This is a genomic window from Rhodococcus sp. USK13, from assembly GCF_018343855.1.
In the GTDB taxonomy this organism is placed as follows: Bacteria; Actinomycetota; Actinomycetes; order Mycobacteriales; family Mycobacteriaceae; genus Rhodococcus_F; species Rhodococcus_F oxybenzonivorans.
In genome coordinates this window covers 2,463,953-2,488,255 of the sequence record NZ_CP069242.1, presented here as the reverse complement: position 1 = coordinate 2,488,255, position 24,303 = coordinate 2,463,953, and the positions used below count along the sequence as shown (strand labels likewise).

The following is a 24,303-nucleotide window of genomic DNA, read 5'->3' as shown; positions in this document are numbered from 1 at the left end:
TCTCGGGCCCCTCCTGTTCCCGACGCGTGGCCGCTGCAGCACCCGGTCATCGCTTCACTGGCGTGGTCGGCGGTGCTGCTGGTGATCTTCGTGCCGTTCGCGATCCGGTGGTACAAGAAGGCCGTCAGCCGCTGAAGGGTCGACATCACTGCGCCGCGGCGGGGATCACCCCCAACTGCTGGAGCATGGCGAGGACGTCCTTGTCCGACCATTTCTCCGCGATCCGCCCGTTCTCGATACGGTGGATGACGGTGGCGGTCATCTCCATGCGGTTCCCCGTCGCGGGAATTCCGGGAAGATCACCCGTGTGCGTCCCGGTGCACAGCAGCCGGGTGACCACCTTGTCGCCCTCGGCCACCTGATCCTCGATCCGGTGCGTCCCCGGGGTGGCGTCCCAGAACATCCGGAACGCCTGTTTCAGTCCCTCGCGCCCCGGTGCTTCGAGGCCGGGAAACGGCGCCGGTGAATGGTCGAGATAGTTCTCGTCGACGAGTTCGTCCAGCACATCGATGTTGCCTTCGTCGATCTCGGTGTAGAAACGCCGGATCAATTCCTTGTTCGTTTCCAATGACATGGCTCCATTGTCTGCCGGTCGCGTCGCGGCGTACACCCACCTCCGCCGGACAAACGGGGCGCCCGTTGCCCCGTCCGCTCCCGGCGTCGCGTCGTATCGAGCTGTCCGGCGCTCTCAACGTGTTGGAACCTGCCGATCGGACCGATGGACGACGGATCCGGTCCCGGGTGCCTCCGACCATCGGCAAAGTAAGCCGCATCCGGATGTTGACGTCGCGGTCGGGGTTCCTGCCGACGCTCCCGACGGATGGGTCGCGAGCCAGTATCTGCCGGGAACTGCGCGCGAGTACGAACTCCGTCGCAGCCTAGTGGGCGTGTACACCTATCCAACGGCTAAAGGCGACGAGGGGGATTACGGCAAGGAACTCCTCGTCGTCGATCTAACGTGCGGGGGGACGAGTTCCTCGGCGAGAGCGGTCACCGTAGGTCCGCCGCTCCGGATCTCCCCGTAAGCGAATCGTTAATCGGCTTGGACAAGGGCGTACAAGAGTGGCCACGAATGCGAAGCCCTCTACCGGGCCGGTGGGCTTCTGCCACTCGAAGTCGACCTCTTGGCCAGGGTCGAGCGCTCGGAATCCATCGATCTCGACTTCACTGAAATGCACCCAGCAGCCACCCGGGGTCTGCACACAGTCGATGGCGCCCCACCCGTCTTCTCCCTTCCAGAACCGGACAATGCCCCGTGAAGTCATCTCCCGATGATGCAGGAAGTTGCGCCGGTCAGCGATCCACTTTCGGGAGAGGCATCCGATTGCCGCCACCTCGGTTCTGATGCCGGCGCTGGTGGTTGCTTCCCGCGGGTTTATTTCGGGGTGCCGATCAATTGGTGATGGGCGAGTCCGCGGTAGAGCGCGCTGGTGCTGAGCAGTTCGTTGTGGGTGCCGACCTTCGCCGATCTGCGCGTTCAAACCGTCTGCCTCGGTGTCGATCCGGTCGCGCAGGTTGACCGTGTCCAGGGCCGCCCAGCACTCCACATCCGTCACCTCCGGGGCCGCGAGGGTGAGGTTCTCCCGGACGGTGCCCGAGATCGCGGGCGCGTTCTGTTCCACATACCCAGTTGCGAGCGCAGGACGGTTCGCGGCAGGGCGGTGATGTCCACCCCGGCCAGTTCGATCCGGCCACCGTCGAGGTCGTAGAACCGTTCGATGAGGGCGAGGAGGGTGGATTTGCCGGCACCGGAGAGCCCGACGATCGCGGTCCGGGAGCCGCGTGCGACGGTGAAGCTCACCGAGTCGAGAACGGGATGGTCGGGGCGGTATCCGAACCGGGCGTCGCGGAATTGGATCATCGGCGCCGCCGACGGGGCCGGGAGTGTCGGGTGCGTGATGATGTCGGTGGCGTCCTCGGCGGGAATCTGCTGGATGTCGGTGATGCGTTGCAGGGCGCCGAGGGCGGCGGCGAGGAACTGCACCGCGGTGAAGGCGGTGTTGACCGGGCCCATGAACAGCAGCATGAACAGGATGAACGTGACCAGTTCGGCGACGGTCAGATGCCCGGTGGCCACCCGGTAGCCGCCGACAACGAGGACGACGAGCAGCGAGGCGTGGCCGGTGGTCTGCCGGATCGGTCAGTTCGGTCACGACCGTACGCAGCGGTTGGATCGCGGCGCCGGATCGAGCCGCGCGGATGCCGGCGTCGAACGCTGATCGGACCCGGGTGCCGAGCCGAGCCTGCGCGCGGTCGGTGGCCCCGTTGGCGCGGATGCCGCTGATCGCCGACAGGGTCTGGTTCAGATCACCCGTCAGGTCTCCGAGTCGGGACTGGGTTTCGAAGTCGGGCACAGAGGGTCGACGATTAAGCGGGGCTCACGGCGGTGTGAGGGCGTATCGGGCGATCACGTCGGGCAACCAGTCGGGTTCGCCGAATTGCAGACCGTAGCGCTCGGCAATTGCGGCGATCTCGGCGATATCCGGTTCACCGGCGGCGATCAGTTCGGACATTTCCAGGAAGCAATGTTCGAAGCCGTGCCGGACTGATGATCTCGATCATCCGCGCCGGAACGGTGCCGGCGTTCCACATGGCGTGCATCTCACCCCGGGGCTTGATGATATATCCGCCGGATTCGAGAACGGCTTCCCGATCGCCAGAGCGGAATCCGATCGCACCCTGGGTAACTATCGAGAATTCGTCCTCCCGCGTATGTAGATGCGGCGGCACCAGCGCACCGACCGGGAACGGGTGCTCGACGACCGACAACACCCCACCGGTGTCACGGCCCCAGAGCTTGAATTCGACCCCGATCGGACCCAGATCACCGGTCTGCCCGGTCCCCGGCGGCACGACGACCAGCGGTGGGGGATCGATTTCGCTCACGCTTCTCACCTACTCACCGACGTGGACAGATCGGGTCACTAAGGTCTCTGCTCAACATTTCGCCCACGGCGCCGACATTGTCAACGTTCCGGCGCATAGCCGATCGATAATCCTGGCTCCGTGATCGATGCGCAGGCGATGCAAGAATTCGAGGATGGTCGTGGCGGCCATTACCGGCACTGCTCGCAAGGTCCGGCAGTGATGCGAATCAGCGCATGACGCTGATTCGTACCAATATGCCGAACCCGCACCGGGAGAAGTTTCCTGGCTGATCGATGCCGAACCCGCACCGGGAGAAGTTTCCTGGCTGATCGATAGGGCGCTGACCGGGCTCACGGGACATCGCCCGGGCGATCACCCGGACATATCATCCACCATCCCCTGGTCGCGCAGGTCGGACACAACTCTCGGCATCGGCGGGGACCGACAACTCAGTGTGAGCGACGGCGCTTCTGACGTAACTTGGTAACCAGATCCCGGGCCTTGCGCTGGTTCTCCGGCTTGGACGCCTCCCGTTTGACGACCTGAATGGCCTTGATCGCGACGCCGCTCTTGAAGGCCTTGTCGAGCATTCCCATCGGGGCACCTTCCTGTGTTCGTACCGAAAACTACGAACGTGAAACAGTACGTCGGGCTCTCGGTGACGGAGCCGTACCGGCGAACAATCTCGGTGGCCACCGGTTTGTCCGGCACTGACGAGCGCTCGGCGAAAGTTCGTCAGCAAGCATCATCAGGCCGACTTGTCGGTTATCTTGCTCATCGTCCCTCTCGAGACCGATGCGCAGGTACCGAGTCGGTGAAGAAGCTGTTGGGCCCCGCCTAAATCGCCGTCACGCTCGACACGTACGGGCATTTCACCGTTGAGGACGCCCGCACAACCCTGGAAACGGCTGGGTGGTTCACCGGCCAAGAGGTGCGGCTGTGACCACCAGCGCCGCCGCAGGAGCTGCCGATCGGACCGGTTTGTTGCAGAAGTGCCGCGGAGTCGGCGCCACCGCCCTTCGGGGTGGTCCAGCACCGCTACGGCATCGCCGGCCGCCGGGTGACGCCGGGTATCCCCTGGGGCGAAACACGCGAGATCATCCCGATGACAACAGTGGCGATGAGCAGCAACGGAAACGGCATCGGTGCCCCGATATCGCTACATTACCCACCCGCAGGCCGGTGGCCGGCGGGCGGCGACGACCGGCCAGCCCCCGGACACATCCAACCCGGCCAGTACCGGTGAGTCGCTGGTGGTAGTGAGTCGATGGCAATGGTGAACGGTGGGAAGAGTCGCTCACCCCGAAGGCCGGCGGTTATCCGGCGTCGCCGCCCGCGCCGCCCGTGCCGTTGCCGCCGCGGTTGCCGACACCGTCACCGGCAGAGCCGCCGACACAGTCACCGCCGTCCCCACCCCGGGTGCCGCTCCCGGGCGCACCCGGCTGACAATCCGCGCCGCCCGCGGTATCTGGAACAGCAACCCCGGCCACCGCGCTCCGGCCCAGAATCAGGCCGTCCGCGTCGGCGGCGGACCCCGCCCCGCAGGCGAGGACCGCCGCCGCGGCACACGCACCGATCACCCCGATCGTGGACCTTCTCGACATGACGCGTTACCTGGTCCCGACGCCGCCGCCGGCACCACCGGTTCCGTTGCCACCGGTATTGCCGTTCCCGTTACCGGCATTACCACCGGTGCCGTTGCCACCGTTGCCGCCCTGCTGGTTGTTCTCGAACCCGACGTTGATTCCGCCGCCGCCGACGTTGCCGCCCGCACCACCGGTTCCGTTGCCACCGGTGTTGTTGTTCCCGTTACCGGCATTGCCGCCGGTGCCGTTGCCACCGTTGCCGCCCTGCTGGTTGTTCTCGAAACCGATATTGATCGGCACATCGAACGGGAACGGGGCGGCGGACGCGGCACCCGCCCCGAAGATCAGCATCGGCACCGCGGCGGCGCCGACGAGAAGAGCGCGAACAGTGGACTTGCCGGACCTGGCGGACGCGGTGGACGTGGTGGACGTGGTGGTGTTCGACATGGTGTGGTTCTCCGATGTGTCAGTGGGGGTGGTGCTTTCGATGCCGTCAACGATGCCTGGCGTCATGGGTGCGTCTCATCCCCTTCAGGGGTGAACATCGCCCCACCCCGCGGATGCCTGGAAAGGCGTTTTACCGCAGCGCATTCGGACGGACCATGGGGGTGAGCGCACACCCACCCCGAAGGGGATGCGGCCGAAGATCGGCGTGGCCCAATGTGGACATCGCACGCACCGCACACACCCCCAGGACGACCCCGATGACCCGGCCGGAACTGACCACACCGCACTCCTTGCAGTACCCGCCGCCTCGGCGCCCTCTCCACCGCCTGGTGCCTGTCCTTCGTCTTCACCTGACCGAACCCGAATCACACACGCAATAGGCGCACCCACCCTGGGGGTGGCCACAGCCATCCCCAGGGTGGCTAACGCGAACAGCCCCAGCCCACCACAATGGAAGCACCGGAACACCCCACCCCCGCAAGCACCCACGACACCACGACACCGCGACCACGACCGCCCGCCACGACCAGCCCCTACGCAAGGTTCACCCCCCAGTGACAGACCCGACCCTGACCTACACCGACCACCAATACACCCACCAGATACCACTGATCCCGGACCGCTCCCCCATCACCGTCGGCCGCGCCGCCGATGCCGACCTGTCACTACGGACCGACCCGGACATCTCCCGCCTCCACGCCACCCTCGAACGCATCGGCGACTACTGGACGGTCATCGACGAAAGCCTCTCCCGCAACGGCACCTTCGTCAACGGAAAACGGATACGCGGACGCCACACCCTGCACCCAGGAGACATCATCCGGATCGGCGCCACCACCCTCACCTACCACGGGGAACCCGCAACCGACTGCGGCATCACCAACATCGGCGACACCCCCGACGGCCCCCTCGACCTCACCCCCGCCCAACACGCCGTCCTCACCGAACTGTGCCGACCCTTCCACCACGGCACCGACCACCCCATCCCGGCATCGAACCAACACATCGCCGACGCCCTGCACCTGAGCACCGAAACCGTCAAAACACACCTGCAAGCCCTCTACACCAAATTCCAACTCGACGACCTCCCCCGAAACCAGAAACGGTCCCGGCTCGTCGCCCGCGCCCTCACCAACAACCCCACCCCCGCACACCCCCGGACACCCGCTTCGATCAAGGCGGCCCCGCGGGACCTGCACGGGTAGTGCGCCGAGGAGCGCCTCTCGCCACTGAGCGGACTCGATGACGCCGACGACCCCGCTCGCTTGCCCGGTCCGCGACTGCGGAATCCGGGGAACGAGTACAAGACCGGGTACGCGGACCTTCCGAAGGGAAACCAAACCCGCGACGCACTCTCGCCCACAACCGAACTGATGATCGCCACCGTCATAGGAATCTGCGGTCTTTACAGGCTCATGCCACGCGATCGCCCTCTCGCAGATCGGCCGCACCGTGACCTCCCCGTCATCGGTGGCCGGGTCCGCTCCGAACCCGCCCCTCCGACGACCGATACCCGAAGGGTCCTCGGACACACAACCGAATACCATCCCAACCCCGGACGAACAGCAGCGGATCGCCGACCTCGGACACCCAGACCCCGGTTCTAGGCAGCGACCGGCGGGATCATTCCCGCGGTGCCTGCGGGCCGCGCCGCTGCTCCTCCGGAGTCTTGACTCCTTCACCCATTCAAATTTTGGTATTCACGAATCGGGCCCTGCCCAACAAGGACACCTGCTCAGCCGCGGACCGGGCGGGCCACGAAATCCTCGGCCCCGGGCGCATGTCACACCAGCGTGCCCTCTAATCTGACGGGCCGACACCCAGGAATTCACCCCGAGCATGAGGTACGAACAGCCATGGCCACCGACTACGACGCTCCCAGAGTCACCGAATCCGACGACACGACGGATACTTCCCTCGAACAGCTCACCGCCAGTAGGAAAGACACCCAGTCCCCCGTCGTCGACGTCGAGGACACCGACACCGCCGAATCGTTCGAACTGCCCGGCGCCGACCTGTCCGGCGAAGAACTCACCGTCCGCGTCCTCCCCAAGCAGGCGGACGAATTCACCTGCACCAGTTGCTTCCTCGTCCACCACCGCAGCCGGCTCGCCGACCCCGCGCAGCTGATCTGCCGAGACTGCGCCTAATCGACACCGAAACCCTGGGTGCCTCGGACGCCTCCGGGCTCACACAGCACGAGGAGCACCCCGCATCCCGACATCTCGCGGACCGGAACCCGCCTGAGGGCTGCGCGGGCGGTGTGCCGCCGTCACTCTCCCCGGTGCCGGCCAGGTGCCCGCACTGCCGAATCCGAGTTCGGGTCCGGGTCCGGGTCGGAGCGGTAGGAGCCCGGATCGATGGTCAGGTCTTCGGTGTCGGCGAAGACCAGTCGCCCGTCGTCGAGCGCGACCGCCCACCGATGCACCGGCGCCCACTCGTGCCCACCACCGCCGGGATCGGTCACTGTCGAGTAGTCCTCGACGATCTCACCGGTGAGATCGGCCTCGGCGGTCCTGCGGACCAGCACCCGGACACCGACCCTCAACTCCGGGCCATCGACCGGCCGGTTGCCGCTGTTTCGGGCCATGTTGATGTACCTCTTCGCTCGGCGGAACTCCCGAAATCGAGCATAAGCACCGACCGGTCCGCTACGCGACCCGACCTGCACGAACTCAATCCGCGCACGGACGGCTGCCGCAGTGGCTGCCGTTACGGCGCAGTCGGCGGCCACCGAGATGCTGGACCACTAAACTCGTCGATGCGACAAGAACGACAAGAGAGTACATTGTCAGTACTGTCGCAACGGAGGAGTTGGCATGAGCATCGACCACGATCTCGGTGCGGAGCTACGCGCCCTCCCCGACGGCGAGTTCTTCACCCTCCTCGCCCGGGAAGTGGCCAGCCGGGAATCGATGAGCTCGGTGCGTGAGGCCCTGCTCTCGCTGGTCGCCTCCGGCCCCACGCTCAGCGCCTCCATCGCCGCGGCAGTGCCCTCGCACGCGGTGACGGCATCGATCGCGCGGGCCCGGATCGAGACCGCGGCCCGTCAGGCAATCTTCGACCACCCCCACCTCGAGGCAGCCGACGTGGCCGACGTGCTGCGTTCACGCGACAGCAACCGGCGCAGCCCCGCCAGCCGGTTACGCGAACGCGGCGACATCGTCGGATACGAGATCGGTGGCCGCTACCTCTACCCCAGCTTCCAATTCGACGCGGCGACCGCGAAGGTGCGGCCTGTCGTCGCCGAGATCAACCATCTCCTCGATGCGAAGCACGACCCGTGGGGTGTCAGCTCGTGGTGGCTCAGCCCGTCCGGGTGGCTCCCGGAGGGGCAGTCGCCCGCCGACCTCGCCGTCGTCGAGGGGCACGACGATCAGGTCCGGGCCATCGCCCGCGACCTGTTGGCGGACTGAGGCGGTGCCCGCGGCACCACCCCCGACCGATCTGTCCGGGAAACCCGTCCTGGTCACCCTGTCCCGGGGAACCGAACTGTGGCGGATCCACAGCGCCAGGTATGCGGCCCACTTGGTGAATCGGACGCCGCAGCCCACCGTTCCCGGCGGCGCCCGCTTCGACAGCCTCACCGGTGACTACGCCTACACCTACCTCGGGGACTCACCCGAGGCGGCGGTCGCGGAAACCCTGTGCCGGGACCTCGCCGTCACCGGCAGCCCCCGATTGGTGCCGCGCGCCCGGATCACCGGCCGGGTGCTGAGCCGGCTCACCGTCACCACCGACGTCACCGTGATCGCCCTGCACGGCCCGCACCTGTCCGCGGTCGGCCAGGACACCTGGCTCACCAAATCCGATCCCTCCGACTACCTGCACACCCGAACCTGGTCCCGAGCCCTTTTCGCCGCGGCCCCCGCCGCCGACGGACTGGTGTACCGGTGCCGCCACAACGAGGACCAGTTCGCCTGGATGCTCACCACCGATCCGGCCAACCCGAGTCATCCCGCTCTTGAGATCGTCGGTGCCTCCCTGGACCTCCACAGCCCCGCGGGTCTGGTTCTCGTCGAACGGATCCTGGCGCACTACAACGCGACCCTCGCCTCCACGATCTGATCACCAGCGCCACCGCTGACACCCCGATAAGCAGATCGTGGGAATCGTGTTCCTCGACGAACACCTCAGGCGATCCCCAGGCGCTCGGACCGGCCGCCGCTCTCACCGCCTCAACCCGCACAGCTGTGAGGTGAACCCGATACCAGCCCGCGCAGCGCCTCATCGACTCTTCCAGATCCAGCGTGCAGGTCCGGGCCCCTCCGCCGCAGGAGCACTGTCGACCGGTCAGCCACGCGAGCGGCAACTCGATGTGGGACAACGGCTAACGTGAGGACACGCTCTCGCACGTTCCCGATCAAGGAGTCCGACATGGCCCTGCCGATCCCCTCCGGACGGCGTACCGGCGCCGCTCTCGCTCTGGCCACTGCAACGGTTCTGATCGGCTCAGCCCCCGCCGGCGCCGACCCCGCCACCCCGCCGATTCCTCGCGGCTCCCTCGTATTCGTCAACGACGTGCTCGGCCCGCAGGACCCCCGCTTCTGGAACCCCGACCTCCCGGGAACCCGCGTTCTGACTCCACTCGAACCCGGGGTGAGCGTGCTGTGCACAAGCGGCTTCGAACCGACCCCCGGCTGCTCGACACTCGACATGCGCGACTGGACCTCGCCGCAGCGCTCCCTCGTATTCGTCGACGTACCCATCATCGGACGCCCACCACTGCGCGTGTGGATGGACATCCTCCCCCGCCTGTGACGAGGGCGCCCTGGGCCAACTGATGGAACGCTTCTTTACTCGGTGACACAGGGCCTTCCCCGGTGCGTGCGAGCCGCCACCCTCGGCGCCCTACGAGGAGCACTGTGCGCCACCCCTCGTCGCTCCAACGAGAGCGAAAGCGATGACCAGATACAGCCGCGGGTAGCCGCCAGGGTCGTGTCCGCTTCCCCGTCGCGAACAGATTCACAGGCGAACAGCCTCCGCGGTGGTGGGTGGACACCTCACTTCTGGTGACGCTTCACCGCCGGCAACAACCGTTGATACGCCCGTCCGAGCAATCTGGTCACCACATCAACCACCCGAGCATTCGGGCCAACCAATACCCGCGCCTTGCCCCGCTCGCCACCCCGCAGGATCACCCGTGCAGCCTCGCCGGGATCCGTTCAGGCAATACGTACCTCGAACCACCGCGCAACCTCGTCACCATCGACGCCCACCGCATGACCAGCCGTACGACCGATCGAGGGGCGAATGCCACCGGGAACGACACGCGCCACCTTCACCGGACGTCCACCTACCTGCCTCTCTTGGCGCAGCGATCTCACGAGATCGTTCGACACTGCTCAGCTCACCGAGAACCGATCGTCGGGGATGCGGAAGTCCTCACCCTCCCGACGCACGAAGTCGTCCGCGTAGAGGCGAGCATGGCGAGTCCACACCCGAGGTCCGCTGCGGTTCGATCGCCCACAACCTCATCCTGCCCTGAGCGGGCGTCATCAGAGCGCGCCGCTCGACACACACGAGAGGCACCGTCAGTGCGGCGCAGCATCCTGGTCACGGGGAGGGACTTGGCGTTCGAGCAACTCAGCAAGCTCCTCGATGGTGACCTCCACGGTGCCGAACATGCGATCACCCTCCATGGCGGCGCCGGCGACGGCCCGGCCGAGACGGCATACCGCGGCAACAGCAGTCGGTCGGTCACGCTCATCAGCGGACCCCACCCCTTTCAACCGAGCGGGAGCGGCAACTTTGCCGCAGCGTCATGGAATGCGCGCACAATCGCGGCCGAGATCCGACCACGGAACGACACTTTACGACCCTCCCCGATTGCCCAGTCGCGAATCTCCTTGGTCGTCGCCTTCGCCGGAGCGGTGCCCGCCGCCGCTCCCGTCACCGGAGCATTCTTCACGGCCGTCGCTTCCGCAGCCGACTCCGCCACCGTCGCCTTCGCCTTCGCCTTCCTCGCGACCATCTTCTCTGCGGCCGCAGCCTTCGCCACCGTCGCCTTCGCCACCGACGTCTTCGCCGGGGCCTTCCTGACGACGTTCTTCTCCACGGCCATCGTCTCCGCGGCCGTCGCATCCGCAGCCGACTCCACGGCCGCCGTCTTCACCCCTGCCGTCTTCGCGCCCGACGTCTTCGCAGGAGCTTTCCTCGCGACCTTCTCCTTCGCGACCTTCTTCTTCACGGCCGTCTTCTTCACGGCCGTCGTCTCCGCGGCCGTCGTCTCCGCGGCCGTCGTCTTCGGCGCTGTTGTCTTCGCCGGAGCCTTCGTCGCAGCCACCTTCTTCGCCGCCGGTGCCTTCTTCGCGGCCGTCTTCTTCCCGTCCGTCTTCTTCGCGACCGTCGTCTCCGCGGCCGTCGTCTTCGGCGCTGTTGTCTTCGCCGGAGCCTTCGTCGCAGCCACCTTCTTCGCCGCCGGTGCCTTCTTCGCGGCCGTCTTCTTCCCGTCCGTCTTCTTCGCGACCGACGTCTCCGCCGGAGCCTTTTCCGCAACTACTTTCTTCACAGGCGTCTTCTTCGCCGGCATCGCTTCTGCCTGAATCTCTTTTGCCTGAGCGTCATGGAAGGCTCGCTCGATCTCGGCCGAAACCCGACCGCGGGACGACACTTCACGACCCTCTCCGGTCGCCCACTCGCGAATCTCTTTGGTCGTCGTCTTCGCCGGAGCCTTGCCGACCGCCGCCGCACTCTTCGCCGGCGCCTTCGCGGCGACTATCTTCTCCGCGGCCGTCGTCTTCGGCGCTGTTGTCTTCGCAGCAGCCGTCTTCTTCGCGGACGATTTCTTCGCGGCTACCTTCCTCGCTCGCGCCGTTTTTGCCTGAGCGTCATAGAACGCTTGCTCGATCTCGGCCGAAACCCGACCGCGAGGCGACACTTCACGACCCTCTCCGATCGCCCACTCACGGATCTCCTTGGTCGTCGTCTTCGCCGAACCTGCGGAATTCCTCGGTGATACCGCCATCGTGCTCTCCTTCTTCATCGGCAATCGTCGACCGCACACAGTATCGGCAGGTCCGTCTCGGTAATGAGGAAGCTCACCCGAACTGACATTTCAATGCCTGAAGAAGTGACCGGTGCGGACACGAATCAGCCGATACGTTGCATCCCCGCCGATGGTTGCCATGTCCGGGCACGAACTCCTTTGCGGCTCGGGGTGACGAACACACCCGCGCCTACACAGCCGGCCAGAACCTCGACACCTCCGGTCCACGACCGCATCACCGACGCCCTCAGCCAACGCGAATAGCGCGTTCAGTCGGGGGTGAAGAACAACTCCGTCGACATGAAGAACCACGCCACCAACGCCGCCATCGGCACAAACGCGCCCACCAACGGCGCAGCGAACTGCCGGGCGGGCCGCCACGGAACTGTCATCAACCCGCACAGCACCACCAGCACCGCTGGTTCCGCCGAACTCACCCATACTCCTCGCAACGCTGGCTGAGCGGCATCGCTGGCAACGCGTGTCACAGTAGCCGCTGACCGACATCTGTCGTTTTCTGTATGTACCGCTACGTCCGGCGTATTGCATCGGCGCCGATCCCATCTTCGACCTGGCTATGTTCGACGGGTGCCACTACCTGAGAGGCGGTTCCGGATCAGCCCGGACGACGTGCAACCAGTGCTGGACGAGGCGATTTTGGCCGGCGGCGGATCAAACCCTACGCAGCCTTCCCGGCGCTAGGAATCCAATGCATGAGCCGCTTCCTTTCGTCTACGAGCATGGGCGATCACGTTGTCGGCCCGCGAGTTGAGTCCGGTCGTGAAAGGCGGGCGTAACTCGGGGAATCGCTGATGGATGACCGCTCGAACCCCTTTCCGGCCGTCGAACAGCGCGTCGAACTCCCGTACGATTGCACACGTCGTCGATCTCGGGATAAAGAATTGCGAGCAACTTTCGATTGGTCTTAGAAGGCGTAGCGAAAGTGTCACGCCGCGCGGGTCGACTGGTCGACTGCCCCAGGCGCCGTGCGCGTGCGGGGACGGGTCGTCGGCTCATCAATCCGATCATTGCCCATTTGATTATCGCCTCCGAGTGCTCCGGGAGACGTTCGTAGTCGTGGCCAAGTCGACGGCAACGCACAATCCACGCCAGCGTCCGTTCGATTAGCCAACGGTGGGGAAGCACACTGAATCCTTGCTTCCCCTTGGGTTTCCGCACGATATCGAGCGTCATCCGGCAATGCTCCGCGACCCACGCGACGAGACGTACGGCGTAGCCGCCGTCTGCCCACACCAACACCATCGACGGCATCACTGTCTTCGCCCGGGACAACGCCCGGCGCCCGCCGTCGCGGTCTGCACACTCGCCGCGGTCACCAGCACGACCACCAACAGGCCAGCGCGTCCGTGACCACGTGTCGCTTCCTGCCGTTGACCCGTTTCCCGCCGTCCCATCCGCGGGTATACGTTCCGACCGTGTCGGCGCCATTGACCGCCTGCACGTCGACCATCCCCGCCGACGCCATCGGATCCCGGCCGCTACGGTCACGGAACTTCGCCCGCAGCGCGTCGTGGATGCGGTCGGTCACCCCGGACTCGTTCCATCGCTGGAAGTTCCCGAAAACGGTCTGCAGGGCGGGAAGTCGTGCGGTAGCTGCCGCCACGAGCAACCGGTGCGGTTGACGTAGAGGACCGCCTCCACTATCCGCCGTCGATCGTGGATCGCCGGGCGACCGCCCGGCAGCACCGCAGGCACCATCGGTGCGATCAACTTCCATTGGGCATCGGTCAGATCAGACGGATACGGCGTCGGCTTACGACGTTTCCTGCGAGCAACCACGATCATGCCGCCGCCGGCCGGTCCGCCACGCCCGAATCGAACACTTTCAAACACTCTCTCAGTCGTGCGTGTGCTCCGCAACCCAGGCCGCGACCTGGGTCCGGGAGGTAAAACCGAGTTTGGCCAGGATGTGCTCCACGTGTCCTTGTGCCGTGCGCGGTCAGATCACGAGGCGACGAGCGATGGCCTGGTTCGTCAGGCCTTCGCCGATGAGATCGGCGACCTGCCGTTCCCTCTTCGTCAGTCGCACCGATGCATCGGTGTCGGACGTGGGGGCGGCCGGCGGTTGCTCGTGCAGGGCATAGGCGATGGCCGCGGCGATGTCGAACTGCTCACCACGGCGATGCGCAGCCTCGAAGGCGTTGTCCCCGAGTTTCTCCCGGGTCTTCCGGACACACTCCTCGTGGTGAACAACCTGATTGGAGTGAATGAGTGCGGAGCTGCCGATCGCCTGTGCCAGCCCCTCCGCGGCGCCCATCAGAATTGCAGCCCGACGTGCATCGTGCTGGTCGACGCTGATCCAGGCCAGCGCCTCGAGGCAGGCGGCAGCGCCGCGGGGACTGCGCACCTGACGGGACAGCTCCAGCGATTCTTCGAGAAGCCGGGCCGCGCGATCTGAATCACCCTGCTGCCACCGGCCAATTCCCAAGGACCACAGCGAGTACATTTGGTAATTCGTCTCGCCATGAGTTTTCGCGATCGCCCGGACCTGCTCATGATATTCGATTGCCTGCTCTGTGAGCCCGGACAGTCCATAAACCATCCCCAGCGAGGACAGGGTAGCTATCTCGAGCGTCCGGTCTCCGCGTGCACCGAACTCTGCGAGTGCGGATTCCAGGTCGGAGCGCACATGGTCGAGATCACCGCGGAAGAGGCCGAGCAATCCGTCGGCGAAGGACACGAACGCGCGCATCAAAGGGTCGGTGGTCTGCGCGGCGAGGGTGTGTCCCGCCTCCACGACCGGACGTTTGCATCGATCAGCAGATGCCAGACCACGACAAGGATCGAACGGGCGAAGGCGACGAGGCCTTTGAGCTTCCGCGACGTTTGACGATTCGCCGGCAACGTTCGCCGAGGAAGGTGTTCGTCTTGGCGGCTGCTCCGGCGGCCTCACCGAGCACGCCCTTGAGATAGGGGTTGGCCTTCCCGGTCCGGCCGCCGCGCTGGATCGGGCCGGACTGGATGGTGGGCGGGCACAGTTTCGCCCACGACATCAGGTGCGCGGCCGTGGGAAACACCGTCATGTCCGGCCCGACCTCGGCGAGAATGATCTGCGCGGCGTTGGACCCAACGCCGTGAATCTCGTCGAGCCGCTCGATCACCGTGAGCCCAAACCCGCCGCGCCTCGCGTCCGGGTCGTCGGACGTCACCGGGTCACCGGGCCCCTCGATGGTGGTCGCCAGCAGGTCGTCGATGCGGGTGGTGAGCCTGGCTATCTGTGCGTTGAGGGTGTGGTCAGCTGTCCGGGCTGGTCCGGATCCAGGTGGAGCCAATCCACGGCGAGGTCAGCGCGTTGATGCGCGGCCTCGGCGCGAGTGGTGGGCTCGTGCCCGCACCTCGGGCAGATGCGCGCGGACCGTAGAGGCGGCGAAGGTTCGGGCGGTGCCGTGGGATCTTCTTTCCCTTGCCCAGATGTCCATACATCGTGGTGCGCGACACTGTCAGCATGTCGGCGATCTGGGCTCGAGCACTTCCAGGCCGATGCCGCGCTCGCGTAGGTCGGCGCCGGAGGCGGTTGTCGGATAACCACGATTCTCAACAAGCGGATTGTGAATCTGCCATGCCGGAAGGTCTGGCAGAGCCAACCCACACGATCCACTAGACGATTTATGTAGACCGCCTGACGGTTTATATGCTAGCTTCGTGTTATCGGAACATGACCTGGATCACTCCCCACCCCAGCCGGTGGGAGTCCGTCACAGACATGGCCTGTCGGGCTGTTTTTACGGAGGAGCACCATGCACTCGACCATCGATCAATCGTCGCTCTCGTCGTCGTCCTTCGAGGCGCCGGTTCTGGTTCGCATGGAGGGCGTGAACAAGTACTTCGGCACCCACCACGTGCTGACGGACGTCGACCTCGACATCACCGCCGGCGAGGTGCTGGTGGTGATCGGCCCGTCCGGGTCGGGAAAGTCGACCCTGTGTCGCACCATCAACCGCCTCGAGCCGATCAGCTCCGGCCGTATCCTGCTTGACGGCGTCGAACTGCCGCAGGAAGGCAAGCTCCTCGCGCGGCTACGTGCCGAGGTCGGAATGGTGTTCCAGTCGTTCAACCTGTTCTCCCACATGACGATCCTGCAGAACGTCATGCTCGGGCCGACCAAGGTTCTCGGCGTTCCGAAGAAGGAGGCCGAGGCCACCGCCCGCAGGCTCCTCGACCGGGTCGGGGTGGGAAATCAGGCGGAGAAGATGCCGGCCCAGCTTTCCGGCGGACAGCAGCAGCGCGCGGCGATCGCGCGCGCCCTGGCGATGAAGCCGAAGGTGCTGCTCTTCGACGAGCCGACGTCCGCCCTGGACCCGGAGATGGTCAACGAGGTCCTCGAGGTGATGAAGGAACTCGCCGAGACCGGTATGACGATGGTCGTGGTCACCCACGAGATGGCCTTCGCGAAGTCGGCAGCAAACCGGGTGATCTTCATGGACGCCGGACGCATCGTCGAAGAGGCCGATCCGCACGAGTTCTTCGCCAATCCCCAGACCGAGCGCGCCAAGGACTTCCTGTCGAAGGTCCTGCACTGACCGCCGCACCGTCGACACGAAAAAGGTTGTCTGTCATGAGGTTTTCCCGTAAGGCGATCGTGCCGCTGGTGGCCGTGGTCGCCATCGCCGGCATCGCCCTGTTCGGTACCCGCTCGACCGTGACCACGGGCATCACCCCGACGGTTGCTCAGTCCCCGCAGTTCGCACCCGGCACGACGATGGACAAGATCGCTCGCGAGGGGGTGTTGCGGGTGGGAACCCGGTTCGATCATCCCGGGCTGTCGGCGCGCAACCTGCGCGGCGAGCAGGAGGGATACGAGATCGATCTGGTCCGGTACATCGCCGGCAAACTCGGTGTCCCCGCCGACCGGATCGAGTGGACCGAGGCAAACTCCGCCAGCCGCGAGCAACTACTGCAGCAGGACAAGGTCGACGTCGTGGTCGCGACGCTGTCGATCAACGACAAGCGACGTCAGGTGATCAGCTTCGGCGGCCCCTACCTCGACATCAACAACGACCTGGTGACGGTGAAGGGCAATCCGAAGAACATCACCGATCCCCAGACCCCGAACGGGGTGACGGTGTGCTCGACCCTCGGTGGGGCGGTGTCGGCGTCGCTGCGCAAGCACTTCCCACAGACGAACCTGATCGAGTTCGACGTCTCGTCCAAGTGCATCGATGCCCTCAAGAACGGGTCGGTCGACGCGCTCGCCACCCAGGGGCCCATCGGCGCGGGGTACGTCAGTAAAGATCAGAAGGACATCGAACTGATCAACAAGCCCTTCGCGGTCGAGTCGTGGGGGGTGGGCATCGCCAAGGGCGATGTCGCGTTCTGCGAGTTCCTCAACAGCGCGATCACCGACTACTACAGCGACGGCTCCGCCGAGGAAGCCTGGGCCGACAGTCTCGGCCGTTACACCAAGCAGCAGCCGGTCATGCCGGAACTGCAGCCCTGCACCTAGATCGTTCGTCTCACTTCCGAGGACATCCCATGCACACCGTAGTCGACCATTTCGGCGCCCTGATGGAGGGTTTCGCGGTCACGCTCGCGCTGATCGGCGTCTCCACCGTCCTGGCGCTGATCGGCGGAACGATCCTCGCGTCGTTCCGTGTCTCCCCGATTCCACTCCTTCAATCGATCGGGTCGGGGTACGTCGAGACGTTCCGTAACGTCCCCACCGCCGTCATCTACTTCATGACCCTGTTCGCGTTCCCCCAACTCGGCATCAAGATCCCGTTCTTCTGGGCGGCCGTCGCCGCCCTGGCGATCTACTACTCCGCCTTCTTCTGCGAGGCCGTCCGCTCGGGCATCAACGCGATCCCGGTCGGGCAGTTCGAAGCAGGACGCTCCATCGGCCTCACCTTCGGCGGCTCCTTGCGCTACATCGTGCTCCCGCAGGCGTTCCGCAGTGTCGTGCCCCCGCTGATCAACGTGTTCATCGCACTGACCAAGAGTTCGGCGATCGCAAGCGCGTTCGGTGTCGCGGAACTGCTCACCCGCGCCGAAGGCGTGATCGCCGAGGAGAGCCAGGCGGTGCTGTGGATCCTCGCGGCCACCAGCCTCCTGTACCTGGTGATCACCATCCCCGCCGGGACCATCGCCAACATCGTCGAGAAGAAAGTTGCGGTGGCACGATGACAACGACAGCAACCAAACCGGCAGCTACCAAACCCACGCTCGCCATGTACGACGTACTCGGACCGCAAGGTCAACGGAAAGTCCGCAACGCCACCTGGGTCGGTGCCGCCGTGGTCGCGATCATCGTGGCCCTGGGGCTCTACCAGCTCGGCTCCCACGGTCAGCTCAGTCCCGATCTGTGGTCGGTGCTGCTCGACCGGGACCTGATGCGCAGTGTCCTGAAGGGTCTGCTCGCCACGATTCAGTGCGCGATCGTCTCCATCGTGCTCTCGGTGGTGTTCGGCATGATCCTCGCGGCAATGCGGATGTCCGACAGCAGACTCCTGCGGGGCGTTGTGCGGGTATGGGTGGAGATCTTCCGCGGTCTGCCGCTGCTGGTGCTGATCTTCTTCATCTTCCTCGGCGCACCCCAATTCGGGGTCATCGTCCCGACGTTCTGGGCATTGGCCATCGGCATCTCGCTCTACAACAGCGCCGTGATGAGCGAGATCTTCCGCGCCGGCATCGCGTCGTTGCCCCGCGGGCAGGCCGAAGCGGCGGCCGCCATCGGCATGCGCAAGACCCAGATCTTCCGCATAATCCTGCTGCCGCAGGGCATCCGAATCATGCTGCCCGCCCTGATCAGCCAGGTGGTGACGATCGTGAAGGAAACCTCCCTCGGTTTCGTCATCGGCTACACCGAACTGCTGCGCAGCGGCCGGGTCGCAGTGGAATACCTCGGCGGACAGTACGCCATCCCGGTCTATGTCTTGATCGCGAGCATCTACCTGCTGATGAACGTCGGGCTGTCGAAGCTGGCGCGCCGAATCGACGCCCGCTCGTGAGGTAGAAGACCCCTCTCCTTCGGCCGAATCTCTCGTCCGAGCGGAGAGCGCGATCAACGCCGGTATCTCGACCGCCCGTACCCCGGTCGAGATACCGGCGGTTCTCCATGCCCGCCGGTACAGCGCAGTCCGCGCGCCATGGGCCCCGGCGCGCAGAGGCGGGGCCGGTGGGATTCAGTCCAGGCCGGGCAGGCCGATAGCCGAAATCTTCTCGGCCGCAACCCGGGTGCACTCGATGTAGTGAGGGGTCCGGTCGTCGGTGAACCGGCCGGTGGGCCCGCCCAGGGTCAACGCGGCCACGACCGTGCCGCGGCCGCCGATGAGCGGGAACGACAGCCCGGACGAGCCGAGCTCACGCTCACCGTGCACCAGCTGGTAGCCGCGGTCACGCCCGGCCTCGACCTTCTCTCGCAACCGGTCGGCGAAGTCGGGGCCGTGCGGGGAGTCCGCGGCCACCTCGTCGATCAGTTCGGGAGCGGCCAGCAACAGGATCTTGCCGGCGGCACCGGCCCACAGCGGGTACGGCACGCCGAGCGGGATGACGCTTCGGACGGTCGCGGTGCTCTCGCACTGGGCGACCACCACCCGGGACAGGCCCTGCCGGATGTACAGGTTCACCGTCTCGCCGGTGTCGGCGCTGAGCTGGCGCATGATGTCGACGACCTCTTCCGGCGGCGCCCAGGTCTTGCCCGCCAGGCGCACCCAGCGCAGCATCTCCGGGCCGAGGCTGTAGGACCCGTCCGCGCGGCTGGTCAGGACGCTGCGCGCACACATCGTCGCCACTAGGCGGACGACGGTCGTTTTCGGCAGTTTCGTCCCCTCGACCAGTTCCTTGAGGCTGCGGGTGGGGTGCGCTGAGTCGAACAGTTCGAGCAGGTCGATCACCCGGGTGACGCTGCGGACACCCGCGTCGGCGCCGGCCGGCTTCTCCGCTGAATCCGTAGGTACTGCAGTCACCCTCTGGTCCTTCCTACTCAGCAACTCTTCCGATGCACCACTCTACGGTTCGGAGAAACCGATCACCACGGATACGGGTGAATAGAAGACCGATCTAAACCATCAGGCGGTGCCGTTAGACCGCTAGATGGTTTGGATGCTAGGGTTAGGCACGTCACATAACGACACTTCTTGTTTGGTGGGATTCGCCCACGGAAAGGATCTTCCGATGAAGCTGCTCGACGGAATCCGAGTCTTGGATCTCACCAACGTCCTTGCCGGCCCCTACGCGAGCTACCAGCTCTCACTGATGGGTGCCGACGTCATCAAGGTCGAAGTACCCGGCAGCGGCGACCTGGCTCGACAGCTCGGTGCCGACACCGCGCTGTCGAGCCAGAAGCTCGGCGCCTCGTTCGTGGCCCAGAACGCCGGTAAGCGCTCGATCACGGTCAACCTCAAGAGTGCGGCCGGCCGGAACGTGTTCGACCGGTTGATCGCCGGCGCCGACGTCCTCGTCGAGAACTTCCGCCCAGGCGTGCTCGCCCGGCTCGGCTACTCCTGGGACGAACTGCACGCGATGAACCCGCGGCTGGTGTACTGCGCCATCTCCGGCTTCGGGCAGACCGGGCCGATGCGGGAGCGCCCGGCGTACGACCAGATCATCCAGGGACTGTCCGGGATGAGCGCGGTCACCGGCACACCCGACACCGCACCGTTGCGCGTCGGTTTCCCCGTGTGCGACACCCTCGGCGGGATGACCGCCGCCATGGCCATCAACGGCGCTCTCGCGTCCCGCGCCCGGACCGGCGAGGGCGTCTACCTCGATGTGTCGATGCTCGAAAGTTCACTGACCGCACTGGGCTGGGTGGTCTCGGACTACCTCATCGCCGGACGGCAACCCAGCGCGAACGGCAACGAAAACCCCACCGGCGCACCGTCGGCGACCTTCCAGACCGGATCAGGTGCTCTCAACATCGCGGCCAACAAGCAGGAACAGTTCGAGATCCTGTGCAAGCTGATCGGCCGCGAAGACCTCATCGACGACCCCCGGTTCGCCCTGCGCGACGACCGCAAGAACCGTCGCCCGGAACTGCGCGTCGAAATCGAGGCCGCCCTCGCCGCCAAGTCCGCCCGCGAGTGGGAGCCCCTTCTCAACGAGGCAGGGGTGCCCGCGGGACTGGTCCTCGACGTCACCGACTCCCTCGACCTCGACCAGATCACCGAGCGTGAACTGGTCCACCAGGTCGACCTGCCCGACCGCACCGTCAGCGTCCTCGGCACCGGCTTCCACGTCAACGGCCGCCCCCTCGCCCCGGCGTCGGCGCCCCCGACACTGAGCGAACACACCGACGAACTGCTCACCGATCTCGGCTTCACCGCCGACGAGATCACCGAACTGCACACGGAAGGCGCGGTATGACCACCACCGAACGGCGCCCGGTCCCCGGCGCGGCCGAGACCACCATCGACGACGTCACCGGCTGGTGGCACACCGAGATCAGCGACATCTCACCCGGCGTCATCCGCTACCGCGGCTACGCCATCGAGGACCTGATCCCGACCACCTCCTACGCCGGCATGGTCTGGCTGATGATCCGCGGGCAGCGCTCCACCCCCTGGCAGGAACGACTTCTCGACGCCGCCCTGGTCGCTGCCGTCGACCACGGCCCGCAGGCACCCTCGATCGCGGCCTCTCGCATGGCCGCCACCTGCGGGGTCGGCCTCAACAACGTGATGGCCACCGGCGTCGGAATGCTCGGCGACGTCCACGGCGGCGCAGGGGAGCAATGCATGAGCGTGCTCACCGACATCGTCGAGCAGGCCACCGACCCCACCGATCTGCGCCCCGTCGCCGACCGCATCGTGGCCGACTACCGTTCAGCCAAACGGTACGTGCCCGGGTTCGGGCACCGATTCCACCCCCGCGATCCGCGCCGCGACCCGCTGCTATCGCTGGTCGCCGCGGCCCGCGACGACGGCGCGGTGTCCGGCCAGTACCTACACGCCGCCCTCGCCCTCGAGCAGTCCCTCGCCGCCGGACGGACCCGACCGGTCCCGATGAACATCGACGGCGCCACCGCCGTGGTGTACGCCGAACTCGGCTTCCCGCCGCCCCTCGGCCGCGGACTGTTCGTCCTGTCCCGCTCGGTCGGCATCCTTGCCCACGGCTGGGAACAGACCCAGCAGGGCGGCCGCAACAAGGGACCGATTCCCCGCACATTACTGCCCACCTACACCGGCCACCCCGCCCGCGCCGTTGAGGACACCACCCATGCCGATCGATAACCCCACCACCGGCACACCGGCCGCGCCGACACGCTCGACCTGGGGACAGTTCCAGACCACGCCCGATCGAGGAATGGCAAACTACGCCGGCCCCGACCACGTTCGCGACGCCGCAACCCTGGTCCAGCGGGGAACTGTCTTCGGCCTCGACTACCCCCTGGATGCGTTCGTGCCGTCCCTGGCGACGCTGCGCAGCGCCCCCGAACATCACGTGGTCTCCCGGCACCGCGACCACCGCGACGACTACCTGGACGGATTCTGGCCGCAGGCCGCCAGCCACCTCGACGGGTTGCGGCACCGCCGCCACGCCGAGCACGGCTTCTACAACGGCACGCCCGACGATGCGATCGTCGCCGGCAATCCGGTCCTCGGCATCAACCACTGGTCCCAGCACCCGATCGTGGGCCGGGGAGTTCTCATCGACATCGGCCGCCACCGCACCCACCTCGGAAAACCGATCGATCATGCCGGCGGCGAAGCCCTCGACATCAGCGAACTCGACGACACCTTGGCCGCCCAGGACGTACAGCTACGCACCGGTGATCTGTTACTGATCCGCACCGGCTGGGCACAGTGGTTCCTCGACGAGGCCACCGACGACCAGCGCGCACGGATCCACACCAGCAAGACCTGCACCGGCCTCGCGCAGTCGCAGGCCGCGATCGACTGGTTCGCCGACCATCAGGTCGCCCTCGCCGCCTCAGACACCTTCGCGCTCGAACGCCTGCCCGCAGTAGCTGATTCACCGTTCGGCGGCGACACCGACCACGGCATGATGCACCAGGAACTCATCGCCCTGCTCGGTCTGCCCATCGGCGAGCTGTGGAAACTCGACGAACTCGGCGAAGACTGCGCCCTCGACGGCCGTTACGACTGCCTGCTGACCGTCAAACCCCTCAACCTCACCGGTGGCGTCGGCTCACCTGCCAACGCCACCGCCATCAAGTGACCACCGGGTACCGTGCCGCGGCGCTGCCAACCGCGGACGGATGGACCGAGGTGATCGACGACGGTTTCATCGCCCTGGTCGGCCCCTTCTACACCCGCACCGACGGGACATACACCGAGGTGGCGGTGGTCTGCCAAGACAAACACCGCAACCGGCGGGGCGTCGTCCAAGGAGGGCTTGTGATGAAGTTCGCCGACCGTGTCCTGAGGATCAGCGCCCGCGCGCACAGCGGCGCCCCCACCACGGCAACGGTGCACCTCGACGTGCACTTCGTCGCCCCCGTCCACGTCGGCGACGTCCTGCGCGCCCGCCCAAGAGGTCTGCTGCGGTTCGGTCGCCCACGTACTCATCCTTCCCCGAGCGGGCGGTGATCAGAACCGTCGGCTGACCGCCTCAGTGAAATTGTTGAATACCGTTACCTCACACAATATTTCGATATTCCATAACCGAGAGGGCGCGCGAGGGCTTCGAGCTGACGTCGAGCACCTGGTACACGCCACGAGCGGGAAGGGACCGGAGGCATTCGGTCGGACAACGACCAATTCCGGAGCGAATCCGGTCCGCCGATGCAACCGGCACAATGTAGATCCGAGATGAGCCGGTTGAGCCCATGGCCGGCTACTTCGAGGGTCTCGCGCCTTCAGTGACGCGCTGCGACAACGTCCTCGTCGAGAAAACCCTTCAACCCGCCACTGAAGACATCGTGTCGTCACCAGCGACCATATGCCCGGCCCCGGCAACGTCAATCAGCTTGGCGGTCGGGATCAGCTCGAGAAGCTCCGTGGCGCCCTTCCTCTCTGACCACATGGGACCCCTTGCCACGCACCGAGCAACGTGGGAACCGTGACCGCCGCCGCCGCCTTCCGGGCGCGTTCGTACCGCACGATCGAATCCGCCTGACGAGTAGGTTCGTCGCCCTGGCGAAGGAACGCCGGATCCCAATGCCAGAACCAGCGCCCATCACGCAGACGCGGGCCAGGTGTAGCTGGCCTGGTTCATGGAGTAGTTCGCACCGCGGAGCAGTCCTGTCATCAACTACACCAAGGTGCACGACCGGGTGCTGCGCCCGCTGCTCGCCGCCGATCAACAGCCGGCTCCCTCCGAAATCCGTAAAACTCTGCACATCAGAAATATTCACACCGAACAGTGCATCGATAACACCAGGCTGCTGCCCACAGCAGCTTGAAACTCGAGAAAACTCTCGTACACCTAGCGACCAAGGTTCGCTAGGATGCGGCGGCTGAAGCGGTCACGCACGGGGAGCGAACCGCTGCTCGT

The 24,303-nt window shown here is 65.9% G+C and carries 28 protein-coding genes and 4 pseudogenes; 14 read left to right on the top strand and 18 right to left on the bottom strand.

Translation table 11 applies throughout. The annotated features are described in order from the left end of the window. Positions 1-6: 6 nt before the first annotated feature. Positions 7-135: pseudogene (locus tag JQT59_RS14155) on the top strand (ABC transporter permease); the annotation flags it as partial. Between the two features lie 10 nt (positions 136-145). Here JQT59_RS14155 and JQT59_RS14150 read toward each other — a convergent pair. The 7 genes and pseudogenes from JQT59_RS14150 to JQT59_RS37705 form a co-directional block, all read right to left on the bottom strand. Then, positions 146-574 (bottom strand): ester cyclase, encoded by a 429-nt coding sequence (locus JQT59_RS14150; RefSeq protein WP_213576664.1) that lies wholly within the window; start codon positions 572-574, stop codon positions 146-148. A 379-nt stretch (positions 575-953) separates the two neighbouring features. Beyond that, positions 954-1,265, bottom strand: a complete 312-nt coding sequence (locus JQT59_RS14145) for a cold shock domain-containing protein (protein ID WP_213576663.1) — start codon at positions 1,263-1,265, stop codon at positions 954-956. Positions 1,266-1,552: 287 nt separating this feature from the next. After that, positions 1,553-2,077, bottom strand: coding sequence for an ATP-binding cassette domain-containing protein (locus tag JQT59_RS14140; protein ID WP_213576662.1), 525 nt, complete (start codon positions 2,075-2,077; stop codon positions 1,553-1,555). Between the two features lie 301 nt (positions 2,078-2,378). After that, positions 2,379-2,886: pseudogene (locus JQT59_RS14135) on the bottom strand (cupin domain-containing protein). A gap of 431 nt (positions 2,887-3,317) precedes the next feature. Then, a complete protein-coding gene (locus JQT59_RS14130; RefSeq protein ID WP_213576661.1) occupies positions 3,318-3,464 on the bottom strand; it encodes a hypothetical protein in 147 nt (48 codons plus the stop codon). A gap of 720 nt (positions 3,465-4,184) precedes the next feature. Then, on the bottom strand, positions 4,185-4,472 hold the full coding sequence (locus JQT59_RS14125) for a hypothetical protein (RefSeq protein ID WP_213576660.1): 288 nt from the start codon (positions 4,470-4,472) through the stop codon (positions 4,185-4,187). Positions 4,473-4,478: 6 nt separating this feature from the next. After that, a complete protein-coding gene (locus JQT59_RS37705; protein ID WP_283254069.1) occupies positions 4,479-4,967 on the bottom strand; it encodes a hypothetical protein in 489 nt (162 codons plus the stop codon). A gap of 488 nt (positions 4,968-5,455) precedes the next feature. Here JQT59_RS37705 and JQT59_RS14115 point away from each other — a divergent pair, with 488 nt between their 5' ends. Then, complete coding sequence (locus JQT59_RS14115; protein WP_213576659.1) at positions 5,456-6,106, top strand: FHA domain-containing protein; 651 nt, start codon at positions 5,456-5,458, stop codon at positions 6,104-6,106. A 651-nt stretch (positions 6,107-6,757) separates the two neighbouring features. Then, positions 6,758-7,051, top strand: a complete 294-nt coding sequence (locus JQT59_RS14110) for a DUF4193 domain-containing protein (protein WP_213576658.1) — start codon at positions 6,758-6,760, stop codon at positions 7,049-7,051. 122 nt (positions 7,052-7,173) lie between these two features. On the opposite strand, the gene JQT59_RS14105 is transcribed toward JQT59_RS14110, so the two are convergent. Next, positions 7,174-7,491: a hypothetical protein gene (locus JQT59_RS14105; protein ID WP_213576657.1), complete on the bottom strand. Its 318-nt coding sequence runs from the start codon at positions 7,489-7,491 to the stop codon at positions 7,174-7,176. 229 nt (positions 7,492-7,720) lie between these two features. Between JQT59_RS14105 and JQT59_RS14100 the strand changes: the two genes are divergently transcribed. The 3 genes from JQT59_RS14100 (at position 7,721) to JQT59_RS14090 (ending at position 9,662) form a co-directional block, all read left to right on the top strand. Beyond that, on the top strand, positions 7,721-8,317 hold the full coding sequence (locus JQT59_RS14100; protein WP_213576656.1) for a hypothetical protein: 597 nt from the start codon (positions 7,721-7,723) through the stop codon (positions 8,315-8,317). Positions 8,318-8,321: 4 nt separating this feature from the next. Continuing rightward, the gene (locus JQT59_RS14095; protein ID WP_249354421.1) at positions 8,322-8,969 is read left to right on the top strand and encodes an RES family NAD+ phosphorylase; all 648 of its coding nucleotides are present in this window, start codon (positions 8,322-8,324) and stop codon (positions 8,967-8,969) included. A gap of 309 nt (positions 8,970-9,278) precedes the next feature. Further along, positions 9,279-9,662, top strand: a complete 384-nt coding sequence (locus JQT59_RS14090) for a hypothetical protein (protein ID WP_213576655.1) — start codon at positions 9,279-9,281, stop codon at positions 9,660-9,662. A gap of 773 nt (positions 9,663-10,435) precedes the next feature. On the opposite strand, the gene JQT59_RS38400 is transcribed toward JQT59_RS14090, so the two are convergent. From JQT59_RS38400 to JQT59_RS14050, 8 genes and pseudogenes are all read right to left on the bottom strand, one after another. Further along, positions 10,436-10,624, bottom strand: coding sequence for a hypothetical protein (locus JQT59_RS38400; protein WP_213576654.1), 189 nt, complete (start codon positions 10,622-10,624; stop codon positions 10,436-10,438). Positions 10,625-10,629: 5 nt separating this feature from the next. Next, complete coding sequence (locus tag JQT59_RS14080; protein ID WP_249354419.1) at positions 10,630-11,868, bottom strand: Lsr2 family DNA-binding protein; 1,239 nt, start codon at positions 11,866-11,868, stop codon at positions 10,630-10,632. Positions 11,869-12,158: 290 nt separating this feature from the next. Then, on the bottom strand, positions 12,159-12,326 hold the full coding sequence (locus tag JQT59_RS14075; protein ID WP_213576652.1) for a hypothetical protein: 168 nt from the start codon (positions 12,324-12,326) through the stop codon (positions 12,159-12,161). A gap of 295 nt (positions 12,327-12,621) precedes the next feature. Further along, positions 12,622-13,338, bottom strand: a complete 717-nt coding sequence (locus tag JQT59_RS38395; protein WP_502939821.1) for a transposase — start codon at positions 13,336-13,338, stop codon at positions 12,622-12,624. Beyond that, complete coding sequence (locus JQT59_RS14065) at positions 13,223-13,513, bottom strand: hypothetical protein (protein WP_213578388.1); 291 nt, start codon at positions 13,511-13,513, stop codon at positions 13,223-13,225. Before JQT59_RS14065 ends, JQT59_RS38395 begins: the two co-directional genes overlap by 116 nt. Further along, a complete protein-coding gene (locus tag JQT59_RS38390) occupies positions 13,435-13,608 on the bottom strand; it encodes a transposase (protein ID WP_397517955.1) in 174 nt (57 codons plus the stop codon). The genes JQT59_RS14065 and JQT59_RS38390 overlap by 79 nt, the downstream gene beginning before the upstream one ends. Positions 13,609-13,747: 139 nt before the next feature. Next, positions 13,748-14,650: pseudogene (locus JQT59_RS14055) on the bottom strand (LuxR C-terminal-related transcriptional regulator); the annotation flags it as partial. 16 nt (positions 14,651-14,666) lie between these two features. Continuing rightward, a complete protein-coding gene (locus JQT59_RS14050) occupies positions 14,667-15,182 on the bottom strand; it encodes a transposase (protein ID WP_249354417.1) in 516 nt (171 codons plus the stop codon). A gap of 531 nt (positions 15,183-15,713) precedes the next feature. Between JQT59_RS14050 and JQT59_RS14045 the strand changes: the two genes are divergently transcribed. The 4 genes from JQT59_RS14045 to JQT59_RS14030 are packed head-to-tail and all read left to right on the top strand — an operon-like array spanning position 15,714 to position 18,854. Continuing rightward, a complete protein-coding gene (locus JQT59_RS14045) occupies positions 15,714-16,430 on the top strand; it encodes an amino acid ABC transporter ATP-binding protein (protein ID WP_283254088.1) in 717 nt (238 codons plus the stop codon). Between the two features lie 35 nt (positions 16,431-16,465). Further along, the gene (locus JQT59_RS14040) at positions 16,466-17,353 is read left to right on the top strand and encodes a glutamate ABC transporter substrate-binding protein (RefSeq protein WP_213576649.1); all 888 of its coding nucleotides are present in this window, start codon (positions 16,466-16,468) and stop codon (positions 17,351-17,353) included. A gap of 29 nt (positions 17,354-17,382) precedes the next feature. After that, entirely contained in the window at positions 17,383-18,030 is a 648-nt protein-coding gene (locus JQT59_RS14035) for an amino acid ABC transporter permease (RefSeq protein WP_213576648.1), read from the top strand. Continuing rightward, positions 18,027-18,854: an amino acid ABC transporter permease gene (locus tag JQT59_RS14030; RefSeq protein ID WP_213576647.1), complete on the top strand. Its 828-nt coding sequence runs from the start codon at positions 18,027-18,029 to the stop codon at positions 18,852-18,854. The genes JQT59_RS14035 and JQT59_RS14030 overlap by 4 nt, the downstream gene beginning before the upstream one ends. A 174-nt stretch (positions 18,855-19,028) precedes the next feature. On the opposite strand, the gene JQT59_RS14025 is transcribed toward JQT59_RS14030, so the two are convergent. Further along, positions 19,029-19,811, bottom strand: coding sequence for an IclR family transcriptional regulator (locus JQT59_RS14025; RefSeq protein WP_213576646.1), 783 nt, complete (start codon positions 19,809-19,811; stop codon positions 19,029-19,031). 208 nt (positions 19,812-20,019) lie between these two features. On the opposite strand from JQT59_RS14025, the gene JQT59_RS14020 reads away from it, so the two are divergent. The 4 genes from JQT59_RS14020 to JQT59_RS14005 are packed head-to-tail and all read left to right on the top strand — an operon-like array spanning position 20,020 to position 23,396. Beyond that, positions 20,020-21,210 (top strand): CaiB/BaiF CoA transferase family protein, encoded by a 1,191-nt coding sequence (locus JQT59_RS14020; protein WP_213576645.1) that lies wholly within the window; start codon positions 20,020-20,022, stop codon positions 21,208-21,210. Next, positions 21,207-22,076 (top strand): citryl-CoA lyase, encoded by an 870-nt coding sequence (locus tag JQT59_RS14015; protein ID WP_213576644.1) that lies wholly within the window; start codon positions 21,207-21,209, stop codon positions 22,074-22,076. The genes JQT59_RS14020 and JQT59_RS14015 overlap by 4 nt, the downstream gene beginning before the upstream one ends. Further along, positions 22,063-23,025 carry a cyclase family protein gene (locus JQT59_RS14010; protein WP_213576643.1) on the top strand — a complete coding sequence of 321 codons (963 nt, stop codon included), beginning with the start codon at positions 22,063-22,065 and terminating at the stop codon, positions 23,023-23,025. The genes JQT59_RS14015 and JQT59_RS14010 overlap by 14 nt, the downstream gene beginning before the upstream one ends. Beyond that, the gene (locus tag JQT59_RS14005; protein ID WP_213576642.1) at positions 23,022-23,396 is read left to right on the top strand and encodes a PaaI family thioesterase; all 375 of its coding nucleotides are present in this window, start codon (positions 23,022-23,024) and stop codon (positions 23,394-23,396) included. The genes JQT59_RS14010 and JQT59_RS14005 overlap by 4 nt, the downstream gene beginning before the upstream one ends. Before the next feature lie 269 nt (positions 23,397-23,665). Here JQT59_RS14005 and JQT59_RS36990 read toward each other — a convergent pair. Next, a pseudogene (locus tag JQT59_RS36990) lies at positions 23,666-23,996 on the bottom strand (alpha/beta fold hydrolase); the annotation flags it as partial. Positions 23,997-24,303 lie beyond the last annotated feature (307 nt).

Excerpts from the sequence above, each read along its gene's own strand:
- JQT59_RS14125 (WP_213576660.1), bottom strand. The coding sequence starts at position 4,472 with ATGTCGAGAAGGTCCACGATCGGGGTGATCGGTGCGTGTGCCGCGGCG.
- JQT59_RS14150 (WP_213576664.1), bottom strand. The coding sequence starts at position 574 with ATGTCATTGGAAACGAACAAGGAATTGATCCGGCGTTTCTACACCGAG.
- JQT59_RS14040 (WP_213576649.1), top strand. The coding sequence starts at position 16,466 with ATGAGGTTTTCCCGTAAGGCGATCGTGCCGCTGGTGGCCGTGGTCGCC.
- JQT59_RS14100 (WP_213576656.1), top strand. The coding sequence starts at position 7,721 with ATGAGCATCGACCACGATCTCGGTGCGGAGCTACGCGCCCTCCCCGAC.
- JQT59_RS14110 (WP_213576658.1), top strand. The coding sequence starts at position 6,758 with ATGGCCACCGACTACGACGCTCCCAGAGTCACCGAATCCGACGACACG.
- JQT59_RS14080 (WP_249354419.1), bottom strand. The coding sequence starts at position 11,868 with ATGGCGGTATCACCGAGGAATTCCGCAGGTTCGGCGAAGACGACGACC.
- JQT59_RS14045 (WP_283254088.1), top strand. The coding sequence starts at position 15,714 with ATGGAGGGCGTGAACAAGTACTTCGGCACCCACCACGTGCTGACGGAC.
- JQT59_RS14010 (WP_213576643.1), top strand. The coding sequence starts at position 22,063 with ATGCCGATCGATAACCCCACCACCGGCACACCGGCCGCGCCGACACGC.
- JQT59_RS14015 (WP_213576644.1), top strand. The coding sequence starts at position 21,207 with ATGACCACCACCGAACGGCGCCCGGTCCCCGGCGCGGCCGAGACCACC.
- JQT59_RS14130 (WP_213576661.1), bottom strand. The coding sequence starts at position 3,464 with ATGGGAATGCTCGACAAGGCCTTCAAGAGCGGCGTCGCGATCAAGGCC.
- JQT59_RS37705 (WP_283254069.1), bottom strand. The coding sequence starts at position 4,967 with ATGACGCCAGGCATCGTTGACGGCATCGAAAGCACCACCCCCACTGAC.
- JQT59_RS14145 (WP_213576663.1), bottom strand. The coding sequence starts at position 1,265 with ATGACTTCACGGGGCATTGTCCGGTTCTGGAAGGGAGAAGACGGGTGG.
- JQT59_RS14105 (WP_213576657.1), bottom strand. The coding sequence starts at position 7,491 with ATGGCCCGAAACAGCGGCAACCGGCCGGTCGATGGCCCGGAGTTGAGG.
- JQT59_RS14035 (WP_213576648.1), top strand. The coding sequence starts at position 17,383 with ATGCACACCGTAGTCGACCATTTCGGCGCCCTGATGGAGGGTTTCGCG.
- JQT59_RS14090 (WP_213576655.1), top strand. The coding sequence starts at position 9,279 with ATGGCCCTGCCGATCCCCTCCGGACGGCGTACCGGCGCCGCTCTCGCT.
- JQT59_RS38390 (WP_397517955.1), bottom strand. The coding sequence starts at position 13,608 with ATGGTGCCTGCGGTGCTGCCGGGCGGTCGCCCGGCGATCCACGATCGA.
- JQT59_RS14020 (WP_213576645.1), top strand. The coding sequence starts at position 20,020 with ATGAAGCTGCTCGACGGAATCCGAGTCTTGGATCTCACCAACGTCCTT.
- JQT59_RS38395 (WP_502939821.1), bottom strand. The coding sequence starts at position 13,338 with ATGGCGCCGACACGGTCGGAACGTATACCCGCGGATGGGACGGCGGGA.
- JQT59_RS14030 (WP_213576647.1), top strand. The coding sequence starts at position 18,027 with ATGACAACGACAGCAACCAAACCGGCAGCTACCAAACCCACGCTCGCC.